The organism is Paractinoplanes lichenicola (assembly GCF_016785085.1).
GTDB classification, from domain to species: domain Bacteria; phylum Actinomycetota; class Actinomycetes; order Mycobacteriales; family Micromonosporaceae; genus Actinoplanes; species Actinoplanes lichenicola.
In genome coordinates, this window is record NZ_JAENHO010000009.1 from 38728 (window position 1) to 54539 (window position 15812).

Consider the following 15812-nt stretch of genomic DNA (forward strand, 5'->3'; position numbering starts at 1 on the left):
GCGTGCCGAATCTGAGCCTGCCACCTGAGGCCCCGACGCTCGCCGACGCCGTCGCCCAGGCCGTGCGGGACGGCGTGGCCTCGGGCCAGCTCGTGCCCGACCAGACGTATTCGGTGTATCAGCTGGCCGAGCTGCTGGGGGTGTCGCGCAGCCCGGTCCGCGAAGGCATGCTGCGGCTGGCCGAGGCGGGCCTGGTCGAGATCCGGCGCAACCGCGGCTTCCGGGTGCTGCGGCCCCGCGTCCACGACGTCGAGGAGATCGTCGAGATCCGGTTGGCCCTGGAACCCGCCGCGGCGGCAAAAGCAGCCCTTTCCGGTACGGAGGAGGAGCACACGGCCATCCGGGAGGCGCTCGCCGCGATGGCGGTCGCGGCCGCCCGGGGGGACGAGGCCGCGTTCTGGCCGGCCGACCGCGCGCTGCACGACCTGCTGCTGCGCACGGCCGGAAACAACCGCTCGGCCGCGATCGTCGCCCAGCTGCGCTCGACGACCGCCCTGCTCGGCCCGCCGACGACGGCCAGCGGACGCACCCTGGCCGAGATCCACGCCGAGCACGAACCGGTGGTGACGGCCGTGCTGCGCCGGGACGGTCCCGCGGCCGAGGCGGCCATGCGAGCCCACCTGGAGTCGACCGGCCGCCTGCTCGTCGACCGGCTCAAAACCTAAGGAGTCAGGTAGCCGCGGGAGAACGCCGTAGCCACGGCGGCCGCGCGATCGCTGACCTCGAGCTTGGCGTAGACGTGCAGCAGGTGCGTCTTCACCGTGGCCTCGCTGATCAGCAGCTGCCTGGCCGCCTCCCGGTTCGTCTTGCCCTTCGCGATCAGCGCCAGCACCTCGATCTCACGCTGCGACAGCGGGGCGGCGGCGGGCTGGCGCATCTGCCCCATCAGCCGGGTCGCGACCACGGGGGAGAGCACCGCCTGCCCCTGCGCGGCCGCCTCCACGGCCCGGAACAGCTCGTCGCGCGGCGCGTCCTTGAGCAGGTAGCCGGTGGCGCCCGCCTCGATGGCCGGGATGACGTCGCTGTCGGTGTCGTACGTGGTCAGCACCAGCACCCGCGCGGGCACCTTGCGTGCGGCCAGCTCGCGGATGGCGGTGACCCCGTCGGTGCGCGGCATCCGCAGGTCCATCAGGATCACGTCCGGCCGCAGCGTCTCGGCCGCGGTCACCGCCTCGGCGCCGTCGCCGGCCTCGCCCAGCACCTCGAAGCGCGGGTCGGCGCTGAACATGCCGCGCAGGCCGTCACGCACCACCGGGTGATCGTCGACGATCAACAGCGAGATCAATCCCCACCTCCAGCTGGGATGGCGGGCACGGTGGCCGAGACCGCCGTGCCGCCACCCGGTTCCGATTCGATGTCCAGCCGCCCCGCGAGGCGCTGCACCCGCTGCCGCATGCCGGCCAGCCCGAATCCGCCGTTGCGGGATCCGTTGGCCCTTCTCGCCTCCGGGTCGAAGCCCACCCCGTCGTCGAGCACGTCCAGGGTGACCAGGTCCTCCATGTACGACAGGGTCAGGCTGACCCGGCCCGCCCGGGCGTGCTTGGCCACGTTGGCCAGGGCCTCCTGCGCCGTCCGGAGCAGCGTCACCTCGACGTCGGCGTGCAGGGGCCGGGCGTCGCCGGTGGTGGTGACGGCCGCCTCGACCGCGTTGACCTGCGACCACTGCCGGGCCACGGCGCCGATCGCGTCGGGCAGCCGGGCCTCGGCCAGCACCGCCGGCTGCACGGCGTACACGGTCTCGCGGGCCTCGGTCAGGCTGTCGCGGGTCAGCGTCATCGCCGCCGTCATGTGCCGCCGCAGCGTCGCCGGGTCGTCAATGGTCTGCTCGGCCGCCTGCAGCTGGGTCAGAATGCCGGCCAGGCTCTGGGCCAGCGTGTCGTGGATCTCGCGGGCCAGGCGCTGCCGCTCGTCGAGCACGCCCGCCTCGCGCGCCTGCACCATCAGCTGGGCCTGCAGCCCGGCGTTCTCGGCCAGCGCGGCCTCGAGCTTGACGTTCGCCTCGTGCAGCTCGACCAGCGCCTGCCGCTGCATGTCGTTGCGGTGCACGGCCCGTTCGGTGAAGTAGAAGAGCGCCACCGCCAGCACCCCGGACAACGCCCCGACGGCGAGCCAGGCCGTCCACAGATCCTCGGCGTTGATCGTGCCGACGCCGCCCAGGAAGGCCGCCGCCGAGATCATCGCGGTCGCGGCCGCACCGGCGTAGCGCCAGCGGCCGTGCAGATGGAAGGCCTGGGGATAGCCGGTGAACGCGAAGAAGCCGTACCACGGGGCGAGCGCGACCAGGCCGGCGATCTGCAGCATGAGCCCGGCGTAGTAGAAGCCCATCAGCGGGCGGTTGTCGTGCCACGCCGGGTGCAGCGTGTCGAACCACAGGATCCACAGTGCCGTCGTGATCGAGAGCCCGAGCACCACGGTCAGGTGGACCGGCTCGTCGCCCATCGGCCGCAGCAGGGTGACGACGACGCCGACGGCCAGGAGGACGTAGGGCAGGAGCTTGAGGGCCAGCGTGCCCTTGCTCTCCCAGCGGTCGAACTCCTCGCGCAGTTCGGCCTCGATGCTCACGGGTCTCCACTTCCGGCGGGGTCTCGCCATGATGGCATGTGCGAGACAATGGGGGATGCCTCGCCTGACCAAGAACATCCTGTCGTACAAGTCGAGCGGATCGATCCTCAGCATCTACTCGCGAGACTCGGTGCTGTCGGTCGGCTCGTACGGGTCGATCTTGTCGGTGTTCTCCTACGCCTCGGTGCTGTCGGTCGCGTCGCTGGCGTCGTTCGGCTCGGTGCTGGCCCTCGGCTCGTTCGGGTCGGTGCTGGCGATCGGCACTTTCGGGGCGTTCCTGGCGACGGGCTCCTCCACCACGGCCGGTGTCGTCTTCGTGGTCGCGTCGGCCGTCCTGGCTCTGGTGGGCGCGATCATCCGGAAGCGCTGATCCGCGCGCTCATTTCGGCAGCTTTGGTCCGCGCGGTCGCTTGGCAGCTTTGATTCGCGCGGTCAGGAAGGCTGCGACGTCGGGGTCGTCGGTGAGTTCTGCGGCCTTTTGGTAGGCGGCCGTGGCGTCCCGGCCCGCGCGGGCGAGCAGGTCGGCGCGGGCCGCCCAGTACGGCTGGAACGTCTCGGCGCCGGTCGGCAGCGCGGCCAGCCCGGCTGAGGGGCCCTCGATCCGGCCCACCACCGTGGCCGCCGCGACCCGGGCGCCGAGGCTGGGCGCGACGGTGAGCAGGGCCGCGTACAGGGTGTGCAGGGCGGCCCAGTCGGTCACCCCGGTCCGGCGGCGATCACAGTGGACGGCCTGGATGGCGGCCTCGAGCTGGAAGCGTCCGGGCGGTCCGGCGGACCCACAGCGGCGCAGGTAGGCCTCGCCCTCGTCGACCAGCGCCGCGTCCCAGCCGGCCGGGTCCTGCTCGTCCAGCGGCACGAACGACGGCCGGCGCCGGGCCAGCATGAGCGTGGTCAGCGCGGCCAGGCCCCACGCCTCGGCCTCGTCGCCCAGCAGCGCGGCCAGGGTGACGGCCAGATACTGCGCCTCGCCGGGGTCGCCGCGCCACGCGATCGCCGCGCAGCCGTAGACCGCCTCCAGCACCGCGGGCAGCCGCTCGGGCATGATCCGGCGATCGGGCACGGTGAACGGGATGCGGGCCTGCTTGATCCGCTTCTTGGCCCGGACCAGCCGTTGCGCCATCGTCGCGGGCGGGACAGCGTACGCTCGAGCGATCTCGGCGGCCTCGAAGCCGAGCACGGTCTGCAGCATCAGGGGCGTACGGGCGGCTTGGTCAATGGCCGGGTGCGCGCAGACGAACAGCAGCTCGAGCCGCTTGTCGCCGATCGCGTACGGGTCGTGGTCGGCCAGGGGATCGAGGCTCGCGCTGTCCTCCCCGAGCGGGACGGCGGCGGGCTTGCGCCACTCGTCGCGGCGGCGGTTGCGGGCCACGGTGAGCAGCCACCCCGCCGGGTTCGCGGGCACGCCGGTCTCGGGCCACCGGCGCAGGGCCTGCTCGAATGCCCCGGCCAGCGCGTCCTCGGCCTGGGCGAGGTCACCCGCGGGCGCCGCGAGCAGGGCGACAAGCTTCCCGTACGAGGCCCGCGCGGCCCTCTCGGCGGCCGCGCGCGCCTCGTCCCGGCTCAACTCCACACACCGTCCACGAGGTGGGTCCCCACCGGACGGATCTCGACCGTGCCCCACTGGGCCTGCGGCGCCTGGCGGGCCCACTCGATCGCCGCGTCCAGGTCGGGCACGTCGATCACGATCGTGCCGGCGAGCTGCTCCTTCGTGTCGGCGAACGGGCCGTCCTGCACCTGCGTCGAGCCGTCCCTGACCCGTACGGTGGTGGAAAGCTCGGACGGGTGCAGCACCTCGCCGCTGACGAGCACCCCGGCCGCGTGCAGGGTCGCCGCGTAACTCGACATCGCCCGCTGACCCTCGGCCAGCATCTCCGGCCCGAGCTCGTCGGTCGTCAGTTCCTGGTAGTGAAACAGCAGCGTGTAGCGCATCTCGGCCCCCTCAGCGGACAGCGTACTGGGCGATGATCACGCCCGTCGTGGTCGGAATCGTGCGCTCCAGTTCGAGATTCGCGCGCTCGCCATCCTCTTCACTGGCAAACAGCTTCGTGCCCGAGCCCAGGACGATTGGGTGGATCTGCAGCACGTACGTGTCGATCATGCGGGCGGCGTGCAGGGCGCGGATCAGCTCGCCGCTGCCCATGATCGTCAGGCCGGTCTCCCGGTGCTCGGCGACCGTCTTGACCGCGTCGCCGACCAGCAGCTCGGTGTTCGGGTAGGCCGCCGTGGTGTCCGCCGAGCGGGTGACGACCAGCTTGCGCGCGTTGACCAGCACGTCGGTGAACGGGTTGGGGCGCTCGGTCGTGGTCCAGAAGCCGAGCAGATCCTCGTACGTGCGGCGGCCGAACAGCAGTGCCCCGTCCTGGCGGCTCATGCCCTCGGCGGCGAAGCCCATCGACACCTCGTCGGCGTACCCGTCGGCCCAGCCGCCGTGCTCGAAGCCGCCCCGGTCGTCCTCGCCCTTGCGGCCGGGCGCCTGCATGACGCCGTCGAGGGTCACGTTCTGGAAGACGGTGATCATCGTGGTTCCTCTCATCGTGTGCTGTCGAGGGATGACGATTGGGTCGCCTGCCGATCGACAGCTGAGAGAAATTTCCTTCTATTGGACGCGCATCTGCTCCAGCAGGGCCTCCAGGCGTTCGGCGGGCATCGGGCGGCCCAGCAGGTCGCCCTGGCCGAGCCGGCAGCCCGCCGTCTGCGCGGTGTCGAGGTCGAGCGCGTCCTCCAGGCCGTGCGCGATGACCTCCATGCCGAGCCGCCGCCCGAGCGTCACCGCCACGTCCATCACCGCGCCCGCCTGCCGGAACGTCTCGACCGGGTCGGCGAACACCTCGCGGTCGATCTTGAGCAGGTCGATCGGAAGGATGCGCAGCCGGCTCAGCGACGTCGGGCCGGTGCCGAAGTTGTCGACCGCCGTGCGCACGCCGGCCGCGCGCAACCGGCCGAGCTGGGCGGCGATGTCCTCGACGGGCGGCTGGTGGGCGTCCTCCCGTACGTCGGAAAGGTGTTGCTCGGCGATCTCGATGACGAGCGCCGAATGGGGCAGGTCGTGATCCTCCAGCGCGGTGTCGAGCGTCGCCTGGAACGCCGGGTCGACGAGCTGGCGGGGCCGCACGTTGACGGCCAGCCACAGCGAGTCGTTGAGCTGCCGCCAGCGGGCCAGCAGCCGGCACGAGCGCTGCAGCACGGCCTGCTCGATGGGGCTGCGCAGGCCCAGATCCTCGGCCACGGCCTGCAACTCGTCGGCCGGCACCACGCCGAGCTGGGGGTGCCGCCACGTCGGCAGGGCCTCCACCCCGACCGGCCGGCGCCCGTCCAGCTCGAGCACGGGCTGATAGCGCACGTCGATCTCGCCCCGGGTGACCGCGCCCGGCAGATCCTGCTCCAGCGTCGAGCGGCGCAGCAGGCGGGTCTCCATCTCGGCCTCGTACCACTCGACGGCGCCTGGCGGCCCCGACCGTACGGACCGCAGCGCCAGCGCCGCCCGGCGGATCACCTCGTCGGAGTCGTGCTCCTCGGTCACGTCGGCCAGGCCGCCCCACGCGGACAGGTGCGAGACGGTGCCGGCCGTCATGTATGGCGCCGAGAGCGCGTTGACCAGCTGGCCGGCGAGCAGGTGGGCCCGTACGGCTCCGCTGTGGGTGAGCACCGCGAACCGGGTCTCGCCGACGCGGGCCGGGATGTCGGCCCCCGCCACCTGGGTGCGCAGCCGCCGGGCCGCCTCGACCAGCACCAGTTCGGCCAGGTCACGCCCGCGCACGTCGCCGATCGCGGTCAGCCCGCCCAGCTCGACGACGATGATCGCGCCCGCGTCGGGGGTCAGCTCGGCCGCGCGCACCAGGCCCTCCCGGTTGGCCAGCCCGGTCTGCCGGTCGAGGTGGGTGGACTGGCGCAGCGCCTCCTCCAGGTCACGCATGTTGGTGACGTCGCGGACGTGCACGACCAGCGTGTGCCCGGCCTCGGCGGGGTCGGCGCCGCTCGTGGTCCACTCGGTCTCGCGCCACCGCCCGAAGCCGTCCCTCAGCCGTACGGAAAGGCCGTTGTCCTCGTCGAAATCGGCCCGGGTCATCCGCTCGAACAGGTAGGCGTGCACGGCCTCGACCTGATCGGGATGCACCAGGGCCGACACCGCGCGACCGAGAACCTCCTGGTCGGAGAGCCCGAACTGGCGCGCGGTGGCCGCCGACTGCCAGCGCACGGCCAGGTTGGAGTCGAGCACCAGGGCCACGTCGGCCGAGCCGAACATCAGGCTGCGCAGCCGGTTGCCCTGATCGGTGAGATGCCCCGCCTGGCGGCGCAGGGCCACCGACGACACCCACTCCCGCGCGGCCACGGCCGTGATCGCGACCGAGCCCAGCGCGATCGACGGCGCGTCGAGCCGGCCGCCCTGCAGCAGGTGATAGACGGTGACCAGGGCCGACCCGAGCACCGGGGCCGCGAGCAGCGGGAAGCCGGCCGACGGTTCGCTGCCGGGCGGCGGCATCGGGCTCTCGTCGGGGGAGAGGCGCACCGAGCCGTGCCAGAGCATGAGGGCGGCCACGTTGATCGCGCCCGCGGCGACCACCGCGGCGATCTCGGCGTTCGCCTCCTGCGGATAATCCATGCCGATGACCAGCGCGGTCAGGCCGATCAGGGCCAGGGCCGCGGCCGGGCCGCACCACTGCAGGGCGGCCCGCTGCCGCAGCGCGTGCACACCGTTGACCGCGACCGTGGCGGCGGCGCTGCCCCCGCAGATCAGCGCGGTGATCGAGGCGCCGCGACGCTCGCCGTCGCCGTTGAACAGCAGCATCCACGATGCGAAGAGCAGGCAGGCGGTCACCCCGAGCACGTCGAGCCCGATCCGCAGCTGGGCCAGCGAGTCGCGGCGCTGATGCGGGCGCAGGATCGCGGGCAGGAACGTGATCGCCACCAGGAACAGCGCGACCAGCGGGATCTCGGCCGGCAGCGGAACCCCGCCGACCAGCACCTCGGACGCCACCAGCGTGGCGACCCCACTGGCGGCGCCGGCCGCGGCGGTCAGGCCGAGCCCGCCGGCCAGGGCGTACACCCGCAGCCGGGGGCCGGCGGCCCGGCCCTTGAGGGCCGCGCGCACCATCACGGCGGCGGTCACGGCCGAGGCGGCCGTCAGGAAGCCCGCCACTGCCCGCGGTTCGAGCAGGATCAGCCCGGCGATCAACGTCGCCGTGGCCACGAGGGCCCCGACGGCCAACGTGACCGGCCGGAGAGGGGATCCGCCTGCCATCAATGTCATCCAGGTAGTTCTCGGGGGTGAACTGTTCTGTACCCGCCTAACGAACCGACGCCGAGGGGGTTACGGCCATCCTGTCACTTTGGTCCCGGGCGTCCTATCCCCCGTCCTGCCGACAAGCGCGCAACTCATCGGCAACCCGGGCGGCACTCAACTCCACGGGCGGCGGCCCGATAAGTGGTGGCGTACGACCGCTTGACCACTGGGGGAAGAGATCATGAGCTACATCGCCGCATATATTCAGGCCAGGCTGACGACACGCTCCGACGAGGGCGCCACCGCCGTCGAATACGGCCTGCTGGTCACGCTGATCGCCATCGCGCTGATCGCCGGCGCCACCATTTTCGGCGGCAAGATCAGCGACCTCTTCACGACGGTCGGCAACAAGCTGGTCGCCTCCTGACCTATCCCTGTCTCAGGGCCCATTCCGCACTTGAACGCCCTCGCCGGTCGCCTTCGCAGCGGCCGGCTTAGTGGCTATCCGGCCGTCGCAGCGTTTCGTCGCCGTCGCCGTCGCCGGCTCTTGGCTGGGTCACCACGTCGTCCTCCCGCACGCGGAACGTTCCCCGGCCCTCGCTGTCTTCGACGCCGTGCCCGAGCCGCACCGTCGCCACCCGGTGCCCCTCATCCGCGACCTCCCAGCCGACGACGTCGCACGCGATCTCGAGCGGCACGGGCAACTCGGTCCAGGGCCCGAAGTCGTCATCGTCGGACAACACCGGCGCCTTCTCCACGATCACGGCCACCGACCCCTCCGCCTCCTGCAGCCGGACCTCGACCCACCCCGGCCACTCGACATCAACCCACCGCACAGCCTGCACTCGCACGAACTCCACGCGCAGAACCCTAAGACCCGCCCGCATGATCGTCGGCGTTGTCCACAATCCAAGGTTGTCCACAGGGGTCGCCGCGAAGATCGGCCCAGCTCGATAAAATGGTGCTGGTGGGGGTCCCCCTGGGAGGGCGGGCTATGTGCCGGGCCCTGCTACTGCGCGCGGAGTCTTATCACCAATTGCGCATCTGTTCCCGCGTCTACCGGTTCTCTTTCCGGCGCTGCCCGTGAAACATGGCGTTCATGGTGCCGTGACGAGACCGTCACTCACAGGCGCCACACGACCATGGGAGGCAACGATGCCAGCCAATCGCGCGGTGGTCTACGAGGGCCCCGGCAAGGTCGAGGTGCACACCATCGACTACCCCACGTACGAGTTGAAGGACGGCCCCGGCGTCAACAAACTGAACGTCGGCCGCAAGGTGCCGCACGGTGCGATCCTCAAGACGGTCGCCACCAACATCTGCGGCAGCGACCAGCACATGGTGCGCGGACGCACCACGGCGCCCCAGGGGCTGGTGCTCGGGCACGAGATCACCGGTGAGGTCGTCGACGTCGGGCCGGGCGTCGAGTTCATCAAGCCGGGCGACGTCTGCTCGGTGCCGTTCAACATCGCCTGCGGGCGCTGCCGCAACTGCAAGGAAGGCAAGACCGGCATCTGCCTGAACGTCAACCCGGACCGGCCCGGCTCGGCGTACGGCTATGTCGACATGGGCGGCTGGGTCGGCGGCCAGGCCGAATACGTGCTGGTGCCGTACGCGGACTGGAACCTGCTCAAGTTCCCCGACCGCGACCAGGCCATCGAGAAGGCGCTCGACCTGGCCATGCTGGCCGACATCTTCCCGACCGGCTATCACGGCTGTGTCAGCGCGGGTGTCACCTCCGGCTCGACGGTCTACATCGCCGGGGCGGGACCGGTCGGCCTGGCGGCGGCCACGTCCGCGTGGCTGCTGGGCGCGGCGGTCGTCATCGTGGGCGACCTCAACGAGGAACGGCTGGCCCAGGCCCGCAGCTTCGGCTGCGAGACGATCAACGTGGCCCAGGGCGACCCGGTCGAGCAGATCGCCGGGATCCTCGGCAGCGACTGGTCGGCGATCGGTGAGCCGCTGGTCGACTCGGCCGTCGACGCGGTCGGCTTCGAGGCCCGCGGGCACGGCGCGGATTCCGATGTGGAGCAGCCGGCCACGGTGCTCAACTCGCTGATGCAGCTGACCCGTGCGGGCGGCGCGATCGGCATCCCCGGCCTGTACGTCACCGGTGACCCGGGCGGCGTGGACGAGGCGGCCAAGGTGGGTTCGCTCTCGCTGCGGCTGGGGCTGGGCTGGGCCAAGTCGCACTCGTTCGTCACCGGTCAGTGCCCGGTCATGAAGTACAACCGCAACCTGATGATGGCGATCCTGCACGACAAGGTGCAGATCGCGAAGAACGTCAACGCCGTGGCCATCGGCCTGGACGAGGCCCCGCAGGGCTATCAGGACTTCGACCAGGGCGCGGCCAAGAAGTACGTGCTCGACCCGCACGGCATGGTGCCGAGGCGGGCCGCCTGAGCTGTCGTCCCCGCGGTGCCGGCCCAGGTCGCCGGCACCGCGGTCAGTTGCTGTAGACCCGGGACGGTTCGAGCAGCACCACGGTCCGTCGCTGCTCGGCCATCACCCGGTCGTACTCGTCCCAGTCGTCATGCGTGCCACCGGCCGCCGTGAACACCTCGCGCAACATCAGCCGCAGCCGCTCACCGTCGACCCCCGCCGCGGGATCGTCCGGCCCGATCAGCCCGGCCGAGCCCTCGACCGTGGCCCACTTCCACCCCGACCGCACCGACACGGCGATCTGGGGCCGCGCCCGCAGATTGCTCAGCTTCACCCGCCCATAAGTCACAAACCCCAGCGCCCGTACGCCGGTCAGCGGGTGATCGAGCACGCCCGCGTTCACCAGCGACGCCTGAATGCTCCCGTCCGCCCGCAGCGTGGACACGGTCACCAGCCCCCGCTCGGCAGTTGCCAGCTCCGCGAAGTCCTCCAACGTCGTCATAGCTGAAACTTAGCCGTAGCCAGGGTGTGGCAGACCTAGGCTGAACACGGCCTTCATATCCCGCCTCCCTCCGGCGATGCTGGGTTCGCGCCGTACGAGGGGGAGGTCGGCATGGACGACAAAGCGCTCGGCGAGTTCCTCCGCCACCGGCGGGAACGGTTGCGGCCCGAGGATGTGGGCCTGCCCGGTGGTGGCCGGCGCCGCACTCCGGGGCTGCGCCGCGAGGAAGTCGCGAGCCTGGCCGCGTTGTCGCCCGACTACTACTCCCGGCTGGAGCAGGGCCGGGTCCGCACCCCGTCCGCGGCGGCGCTGGCCAGCCTGGCCCGGGCGATCCGGCTCACCGGCGACGAGCAGGACTACCTGTTCCGGCTGGCCGGGCAGCAGCCGCCCGAGCCGCGCTCGCCGCTGGCCCACGTCGACCCGGCGATGATCTATCTGCTCGACGCGCTCGGGCCCACCCCGGCCCAGGTGACCGACGATCTGCTCACGGTCGTCGCGCAGAACCGTGCCGCGGAGAACCTGTGGGGTGTCTGGACCGGCCTGCCCGGTTACGCCTCCAACGTCACCTGGCGGTGGTTCGCCGATCCGTCGTCGCGCGACAGCAACGACCCGGCCGAGCACGAGCGCATCGGCCGGGCGTACGCGGCCGATCTGCGCGCCGGCCTCGCCCAGCGGTCGGCGGGTGACCGGTTCGGCCAGGGGCTGGTGGCCGACCTGCTCGAGCGCAGCGCCGAGTTTCGTGACGTGTGGGCCCAGCAGCAGGTGGCCCCGCTGACCTCGGCGCCCAAGCTCATCCGGCACCCGCTGGTCGGCCCGCTCGATCTGCAATGCGACGTCGTGCTGAGCCCGTCCACCGGCCACCGCCTGATCCTGTTCCGTCCCCGCCCCGGCTCGAACGCCCACGAGCAGATCGCCTTCCTGGAGGTGCTCGGCAGTCAGAAGTTCGGCGTCTAGCGGTCCGGGCCGTACAGGCCGAAGTGCAGTGCCGGGTCGGCCGGGTCCCAGGTGTTGGTGAACTGGGAGCGGGCGCCCATCTCGGCCACCCGGCTCAGCAGGTCGTTGCCCAGTTCGAGGCGGGACGGCTCCCAGGCGGCCAGGGCGCGCGGGATGTCGGGCTCGGCCGCCAGCGCCGCGGCCAGGGACCACGCGTCGGCGGCGGCCTTGGCGGTGCCGGCGGCGGCGTGGGGGCGGGCGGCGAACGCGGCGTCGCCGATCAGCGCGACCCGGCCGAACGCCATGTTGCGGACGGCGATGTCGAGCACGATCTGGATGTACGGCTCGGGCGTGCGCGCGATCAGCTCGGCGGCCGCGGGGGGCAGCAAAGACGCGGCCTCCGTACGCATCTGGTCGACGAACCGCCGTTGCACCTGTCCGGGGTGGACGGAGACGGGGGCCGTGAAGCCGCGCAGATCGGTGGTCATCTCGTCGAGCGCCGGGCCCTCGGCCACGTTGCGATACCAGATGTAGTTCAGCTGCCGTTTCCCCCGCGAAAGGCTGCCGTCCGCGCCTGGAATCGCGTACATGCAAATGTGGGACGAGTCGATGACCGAGTAGGCGAGCGCGTCATTGATCAGATCGGCGGTCTCGGCCGTGACGGCATCTTCCGGTACGCATCCCCGCCAGCCGATGTAGCCCGCGTAGCGCGGCATCACCCGGGGCTGCAGCCGCCGGCGCCCGACCGACGAGACGCCGTCCGCGAAAACGACGAGCGAAGCCCGTTCCGTACGCCCGCTGACGAACCGCAGCGTCACCCCGTCGTCGTCCTGGTCGAGCCCGACCGCGAACTCGCCCAGGTGATAGTGCTCGGGGCCGAAGTCGTCGAACAGCACCCGGTACATCGTCGTCCACGAGCTGAACCGCCAGGCGGCCGCCTCCTCGTACGCGATCTTGTTGTCCTCGCCGAGGTAGCGCATCACCGTCGAGCCGATGCTGACGTCCTCGACGGTGAACGGGTGCGGCCGCTCCTGGATCCAGCGCACGGTGTCGGGCTGCAGCACGATCCCGCCGCCCCGGCCGTCGAGATAATCACCCGTACGCTCGAAGATGTCGACCTCGAAGCCCTGCTCGCGCAGCAGCAGAGCCGCGGTCAGCCCGGCGAACGAGCCGCCGACCACGATGGCGCGCCCCCGGTCATTCATGGCCGGTCCCAGGCCCGTACGGGTGCTCGGGCAGGTTGACCACGATGGCGTCCTGCGTCGTGCGCGCCACGATCATCCGTACGGGCTCGGTCTGGCTCGCATTTTCTTCCCAGTGCACGACGTCCGGCTTGATGTAGACGAAGTCGCCCGGATGCGCCTCGCGGACGGTGTCGAGCCGGTCGCCGACCCACCAGCGGCCGACCCCGCTGAGCACGTAGAGCGCGGTCTCCGAGTGGCCGTGGTGGTGCACGCCGGTCTTGCTCCCGGCCGGCAGCACGGAGAGGCCCATCCACAGGTCGCGGGAGCCGAGGCGGGCGGAGACGGCCTCGAACCGCTGGAGGCCGGACGTCTGGGGTGTCTGATCTGACAGCTCATTGGCGCGAACAATTTGCACGCCGACGTCGTCGTTCATGGGTATGACTCTGCGATCCGGCCGTCGGTCGCGACATGTGCGGCCACACAGGTATGGCGCCGGGTCAGTTGTGGTGGCACAGTCTCCGGCATGCAGACGACCGGTGCCGTGCAGCTGCGTCCCTGGCTGGAGGCCATCGCCGCGATCGCGACTGCCCTCAACCGGCCGGTCTCGCTGCCCGAGGTGCTCGACCTCGTGTCCGGCACGGCCGCCAACCTCCTCGGGTACGACTTCTGCGCCGTGCTGCTGGTCGACGAGGAGCGCACAAAACTGGTCATCACCGGGGCCCACGGCCTGTCCCCGCGCTACATCGAGCAGGTCAACGCCGACCACCCGGTCGTGCTCGAACCCGCGGGCGAACCCCGCGCGCCGTCCAGCCGCGCCTTCCTGACCGGCACGTCGGTGCAGGTGGCCGACACCGTCGCCGACGCCACGTTCCTGCCCTGGGGCGGGGTCGCCCGCCAGCAGGGCTACCGCTCGATGATCTCGGTGCCGGTGTTCTCGGCCGGCCGCCCGGTCGGCACGCTCAACTGCTACACCCGCATCCCGCACGACTTCGGCCCCGGCGAGCAGGAGCTGCTCTCGCTGCTGGCCGAGCAGGCCGGGGTGGCTATCCAGACGGCCCGGCTGCGTGAGCGGGAGGCCGCCACCATCGCCGATCTGCTCCGCGCCGAGGAGGTGCACGAGCAGTTCACCCGGGTCGCCCTGCGCGGCGGGGGAGTGGCCGGGGTCGCGGCCGCGCTGGCCGAGCTGATGAGCACGCCGGTGCTGGTCGTCGAGGAGCCGTCCGAGGTCCCGCTGGCCGCCGTGGGCCCGCCCGTCGACGGGGAGGGCCACTCCACGCCGGTGGTGCTGGGCAACGAGACCGTGGCCCGGATCGTCGTGCCGGCGCCCTCGTCACCCCTGCCCGCGCTCGACGTCCGGGCCCTGGAGCACGCGGCCACGGTCTGCGCGCTCGAGATCCTGCGGGCCCGCACCGCGCACGAGGTCGAGTGGCGGCTCTCCGGCGAGGTGGTCACCGACCTGCTGGCCGGCCTGACGACCGCGGTCGAGCGGGCGGCGCGCCTGGGCATCGACCTGACCAAGCCGCACTCGGTCATCGTCGTCAGCGGCGGGCCGGCCCGCGTCCTCTCCGTCGCCCGCTCGCTGGCCGCCGCCGCGCAGCCCCGGGCCCTGGTCGGAACGATCGGCGACGACGTGGTGCTGCTGTGGGCGGCCGACGCCACCGGACATGCCGCCGCATTGCTGGCCCAGCTGCGCCGCGCGGGCGCCGGCCCCGAGACCGCCGTGGCTGTCTCGCCGCCCTGCACCGAGCCGGCCGACTATCCGGCCGCCTACCGCCGGGGCCGGGGCGCCGCGACCATCGCCCGCCTGCGCGGCCGCACCGACACGGTGGCCAGCTTCGAGTCGCTGGGCGTTCACGGCCTGCTGCTGCAGCTGCAGGACATCGGCGAACTGCGCCGCTTCGCAGCCGAGACCCTGGCCCCGCTACGCACGTACGACGCCGCCCGCGGCACGGCTTTGGAGCAGACCCTCCGCGCGTACGTCACCAACGACCTCAACACCGCAGCCACGGCCGCCGCCCTGTTCGTCCACCCCAACACCGTCAACCTACGGATCCGCAAGGCCGAACAACTCCTCGGCGTCTCCACGTCCCACGTACGCGTCCTGGCCGAACTACAGGTAGCCCTGAACGCCGACGACGTAGCCGACGCCCTCACCACCCCCGGCGCGACCGGGCTAGTTACTTAAGCCGTTCCCGTTTCAACGAGACACGCGCCGCCGCGGGTCGTAACCGCGCACGACTCGCGCCGCCGTGGGTCGTAACCGCGCACGACTCGCGCCGCCCCGGCCAATTGATGCCGATTGGCTGAACAATTTAATGTTCGGCTCCGGTGTGTCTCCTGAAAATGGCATGATCCGCAATTTGCTAACGATCTCCGCGGTCGAGATAATGTATTTATGCGGTACCAGCAGCTTCAATTGTTCACCCGTCCCGAGACGGCTGCTATGCGTGACCGCACAAAAGCGCGCCATTATTCACCGGGCGCGGTGGAATTCCGTCGAGATCATGCCGAGCGGCGGCGTTGGGGCTTGGTCCGTCGCCACGCGGAGAAGCTGTGCCGGCTGCACGGCTGTTCGAGTGAGTGCACCGGGTTGGGCTTACATGACCACGTCGAGTCCATGCCGTGGGCGACCTTGATCGACGACGAGATCAAGGTCCGGCGGCCGCGCTCCACCGGCCCAAGCCGCGGAGGCTCGCCGGCCGGGCGTGGCCTACGGCAGGCCGCCCCGCCGGCGGTCGGTGGGCCCGAGACCGCGAGCCGGGCGGGCGCCGTAACGCGTGCTGAACCCGCGCCCCGGACCGAATCCACTGCTCAGGCTGAACCCGCTTTCCGTCCCGCCGTGGCACCGCTGGCCCCACCCCGGCGCCGTACCGACGCCGCTGCTCGGGCTGAACCCGCTTTCCGTCCCGCCGTGGCACCGCTGGCCCCACCCCGGCGCCGTAGCGACGCCGCTGCTCGGGCTGAACCCGCTTTCCGTCCCGCCGTGGCACCGCTGGCCCCACCCCGGCCCCGGACCGACGCCGCTGCT

Annotated in this window: 16 protein-coding genes; 6 read left to right on the forward strand and 10 right to left on the reverse strand. The window is 71.7% G+C overall.

The window, feature by feature from the left end:
- The first annotated feature begins 2 nt into the window (after positions 1–2).
- The gene (locus JKJ07_RS29825) at positions 3–665 is read left to right on the forward strand and encodes a GntR family transcriptional regulator (protein WP_202995194.1); all 663 of its coding nucleotides are present in this window, start codon (positions 3–5) and stop codon (positions 663–665) included.
- Here the strand turns inward: JKJ07_RS29825 and JKJ07_RS29830 are convergent.
- Both JKJ07_RS29830 and JKJ07_RS29835 read right to left on the reverse strand, forming a co-directional pair.
- On the reverse strand, positions 662–1285 hold the full coding sequence (locus tag JKJ07_RS29830; protein WP_202995195.1) for a response regulator: 624 nt from the start codon (positions 1283–1285) through the stop codon (positions 662–664). The two genes, JKJ07_RS29825 and JKJ07_RS29830, sit on opposite strands and share 4 nt — an antisense overlap.
- Positions 1282–2562: a sensor histidine kinase gene (locus JKJ07_RS29835; RefSeq protein WP_307834476.1), complete on the reverse strand. Its 1281-nt coding sequence runs from the start codon at positions 2560–2562 to the stop codon at positions 1282–1284. The genes JKJ07_RS29830 and JKJ07_RS29835 overlap by 4 nt, the downstream gene beginning before the upstream one ends.
- 55 nt (positions 2563–2617) lie before the next feature.
- Here JKJ07_RS29835 and JKJ07_RS29840 point away from each other — a divergent pair, with 55 nt between their 5' ends.
- Entirely contained in the window at positions 2618–2932 is a 315-nt protein-coding gene (locus tag JKJ07_RS29840; RefSeq protein WP_202995197.1) for a hypothetical protein, read from the forward strand.
- Between the two features lie 9 nt (positions 2933–2941).
- Here JKJ07_RS29840 and JKJ07_RS29845 read toward each other — a convergent pair whose 3' ends face one another.
- The 4 genes from JKJ07_RS29845 to JKJ07_RS29860 all read right to left on the reverse strand — a co-directional run bounded on the left by JKJ07_RS29845 (position 2942) and on the right by JKJ07_RS29860 (position 7810).
- Complete coding sequence (locus JKJ07_RS29845) at positions 2942–4132, reverse strand: RNA polymerase sigma factor (protein ID WP_307834477.1); 1191 nt, start codon at positions 4130–4132, stop codon at positions 2942–2944.
- On the reverse strand, positions 4123–4491 hold the full coding sequence (locus tag JKJ07_RS29850; RefSeq protein ID WP_202995198.1) for a YciI family protein: 369 nt from the start codon (positions 4489–4491) through the stop codon (positions 4123–4125). The genes JKJ07_RS29845 and JKJ07_RS29850 overlap by 10 nt, the downstream gene beginning before the upstream one ends.
- A gap of 10 nt (positions 4492–4501) precedes the next feature.
- A complete protein-coding gene (locus JKJ07_RS29855; protein ID WP_236030155.1) occupies positions 4502–5080 on the reverse strand; it encodes a dihydrofolate reductase family protein in 579 nt (192 codons plus the stop codon).
- A 78-nt stretch (positions 5081–5158) separates the two neighbouring features.
- Positions 5159–7810 (reverse strand): putative bifunctional diguanylate cyclase/phosphodiesterase, encoded by a 2652-nt coding sequence (locus tag JKJ07_RS29860; RefSeq protein WP_202995199.1) that lies wholly within the window; start codon positions 7808–7810, stop codon positions 5159–5161.
- Positions 7811–8024: 214 nt separating this feature from the next.
- Here JKJ07_RS29860 and JKJ07_RS29865 point away from each other — a divergent pair, with 214 nt between their 5' ends.
- Positions 8025–8210, forward strand: coding sequence for a Flp family type IVb pilin (locus JKJ07_RS29865; protein WP_202995200.1), 186 nt, complete (start codon positions 8025–8027; stop codon positions 8208–8210).
- A gap of 67 nt (positions 8211–8277) precedes the next feature.
- Here the strand turns inward: JKJ07_RS29865 and JKJ07_RS29870 are convergent, their stop codons facing one another.
- Positions 8278–8643 carry a hypothetical protein gene (locus tag JKJ07_RS29870; protein WP_202995201.1) on the reverse strand — a complete coding sequence of 122 codons (366 nt, stop codon included), beginning with the start codon at positions 8641–8643 and terminating at the stop codon, positions 8278–8280.
- A gap of 295 nt (positions 8644–8938) precedes the next feature.
- Here JKJ07_RS29870 and fdhA point away from each other — a divergent pair, with 295 nt between their 5' ends.
- Positions 8939–10186, forward strand: coding sequence for a formaldehyde dehydrogenase, glutathione-independent (gene fdhA / locus JKJ07_RS29875; protein ID WP_202995202.1), 1248 nt, complete (start codon positions 8939–8941; stop codon positions 10184–10186).
- Positions 10187–10229: 43 nt separating this feature from the next.
- Here fdhA and JKJ07_RS29880 read toward each other — a convergent pair whose 3' ends face one another.
- Positions 10230–10667 carry a TIGR03618 family F420-dependent PPOX class oxidoreductase gene (locus JKJ07_RS29880; protein ID WP_202995203.1) on the reverse strand — a complete coding sequence of 146 codons (438 nt, stop codon included), beginning with the start codon at positions 10665–10667 and terminating at the stop codon, positions 10230–10232.
- A gap of 111 nt (positions 10668–10778) precedes the next feature.
- Here JKJ07_RS29880 and JKJ07_RS29885 point away from each other — a divergent pair, with 111 nt between their 5' ends.
- On the forward strand, positions 10779–11621 hold the full coding sequence (locus JKJ07_RS29885; protein ID WP_202995204.1) for a helix-turn-helix transcriptional regulator: 843 nt from the start codon (positions 10779–10781) through the stop codon (positions 11619–11621).
- Here the strand turns inward: JKJ07_RS29885 and JKJ07_RS29890 are convergent.
- Both JKJ07_RS29890 and JKJ07_RS29895 read right to left on the reverse strand, forming a co-directional pair.
- Positions 11618–12805 (reverse strand): FAD binding domain-containing protein, encoded by a 1188-nt coding sequence (locus tag JKJ07_RS29890; protein WP_202995205.1) that lies wholly within the window; start codon positions 12803–12805, stop codon positions 11618–11620. The two genes, JKJ07_RS29885 and JKJ07_RS29890, sit on opposite strands and share 4 nt — an antisense overlap.
- Positions 12798–13217, reverse strand: a complete 420-nt coding sequence (locus JKJ07_RS29895; protein WP_202995206.1) for a cupin domain-containing protein — start codon at positions 13215–13217, stop codon at positions 12798–12800. The genes JKJ07_RS29890 and JKJ07_RS29895 overlap by 8 nt, the downstream gene beginning before the upstream one ends.
- 90 nt (positions 13218–13307) lie before the next feature.
- Here JKJ07_RS29895 and JKJ07_RS29900 point away from each other — a divergent pair, with 90 nt between their 5' ends.
- Positions 13308–14969, forward strand: coding sequence for a helix-turn-helix domain-containing protein (locus tag JKJ07_RS29900; RefSeq protein WP_202995207.1), 1662 nt, complete (start codon positions 13308–13310; stop codon positions 14967–14969).
- Positions 14970–15812: the final 843 nt, after the last annotated feature.

What these genes read in the sequence shown, in the direction of transcription:
- JKJ07_RS29840 (WP_202995197.1), top strand. Translation starts at nt 2,618, where the DNA reads ATGCCTCGCCTGACCAAGAACATCCTGTCGTACAAGTCGAGCGGATCG.
- JKJ07_RS29850 (WP_202995198.1), bottom strand. Translation starts at nt 4,491, where the DNA reads ATGCGCTACACGCTGCTGTTTCACTACCAGGAACTGACGACCGACGAG.
- JKJ07_RS29855 (WP_236030155.1), bottom strand. Translation starts at nt 5,080, where the DNA reads ATGATCACCGTCTTCCAGAACGTGACCCTCGACGGCGTCATGCAGGCG.
- JKJ07_RS29860 (WP_202995199.1), bottom strand. Translation starts at nt 7,810, where the DNA reads ATGACATTGATGGCAGGCGGATCCCCTCTCCGGCCGGTCACGTTGGCC.
- JKJ07_RS29865 (WP_202995200.1), top strand. Translation starts at nt 8,025, where the DNA reads ATGAGCTACATCGCCGCATATATTCAGGCCAGGCTGACGACACGCTCC.
- fdhA (WP_202995202.1), top strand. Translation starts at nt 8,939, where the DNA reads ATGCCAGCCAATCGCGCGGTGGTCTACGAGGGCCCCGGCAAGGTCGAG.
- JKJ07_RS29880 (WP_202995203.1), bottom strand. Translation starts at nt 10,667, where the DNA reads ATGACGACGTTGGAGGACTTCGCGGAGCTGGCAACTGCCGAGCGGGGG.
- JKJ07_RS29885 (WP_202995204.1), top strand. Translation starts at nt 10,779, where the DNA reads ATGGACGACAAAGCGCTCGGCGAGTTCCTCCGCCACCGGCGGGAACGG.
- JKJ07_RS29890 (WP_202995205.1), bottom strand. Translation starts at nt 12,805, where the DNA reads ATGAATGACCGGGGGCGCGCCATCGTGGTCGGCGGCTCGTTCGCCGGG.
- JKJ07_RS29895 (WP_202995206.1), bottom strand. Translation starts at nt 13,217, where the DNA reads ATGAACGACGACGTCGGCGTGCAAATTGTTCGCGCCAATGAGCTGTCA.
- JKJ07_RS29900 (WP_202995207.1), top strand. Translation starts at nt 13,308, where the DNA reads ATGCAGACGACCGGTGCCGTGCAGCTGCGTCCCTGGCTGGAGGCCATC.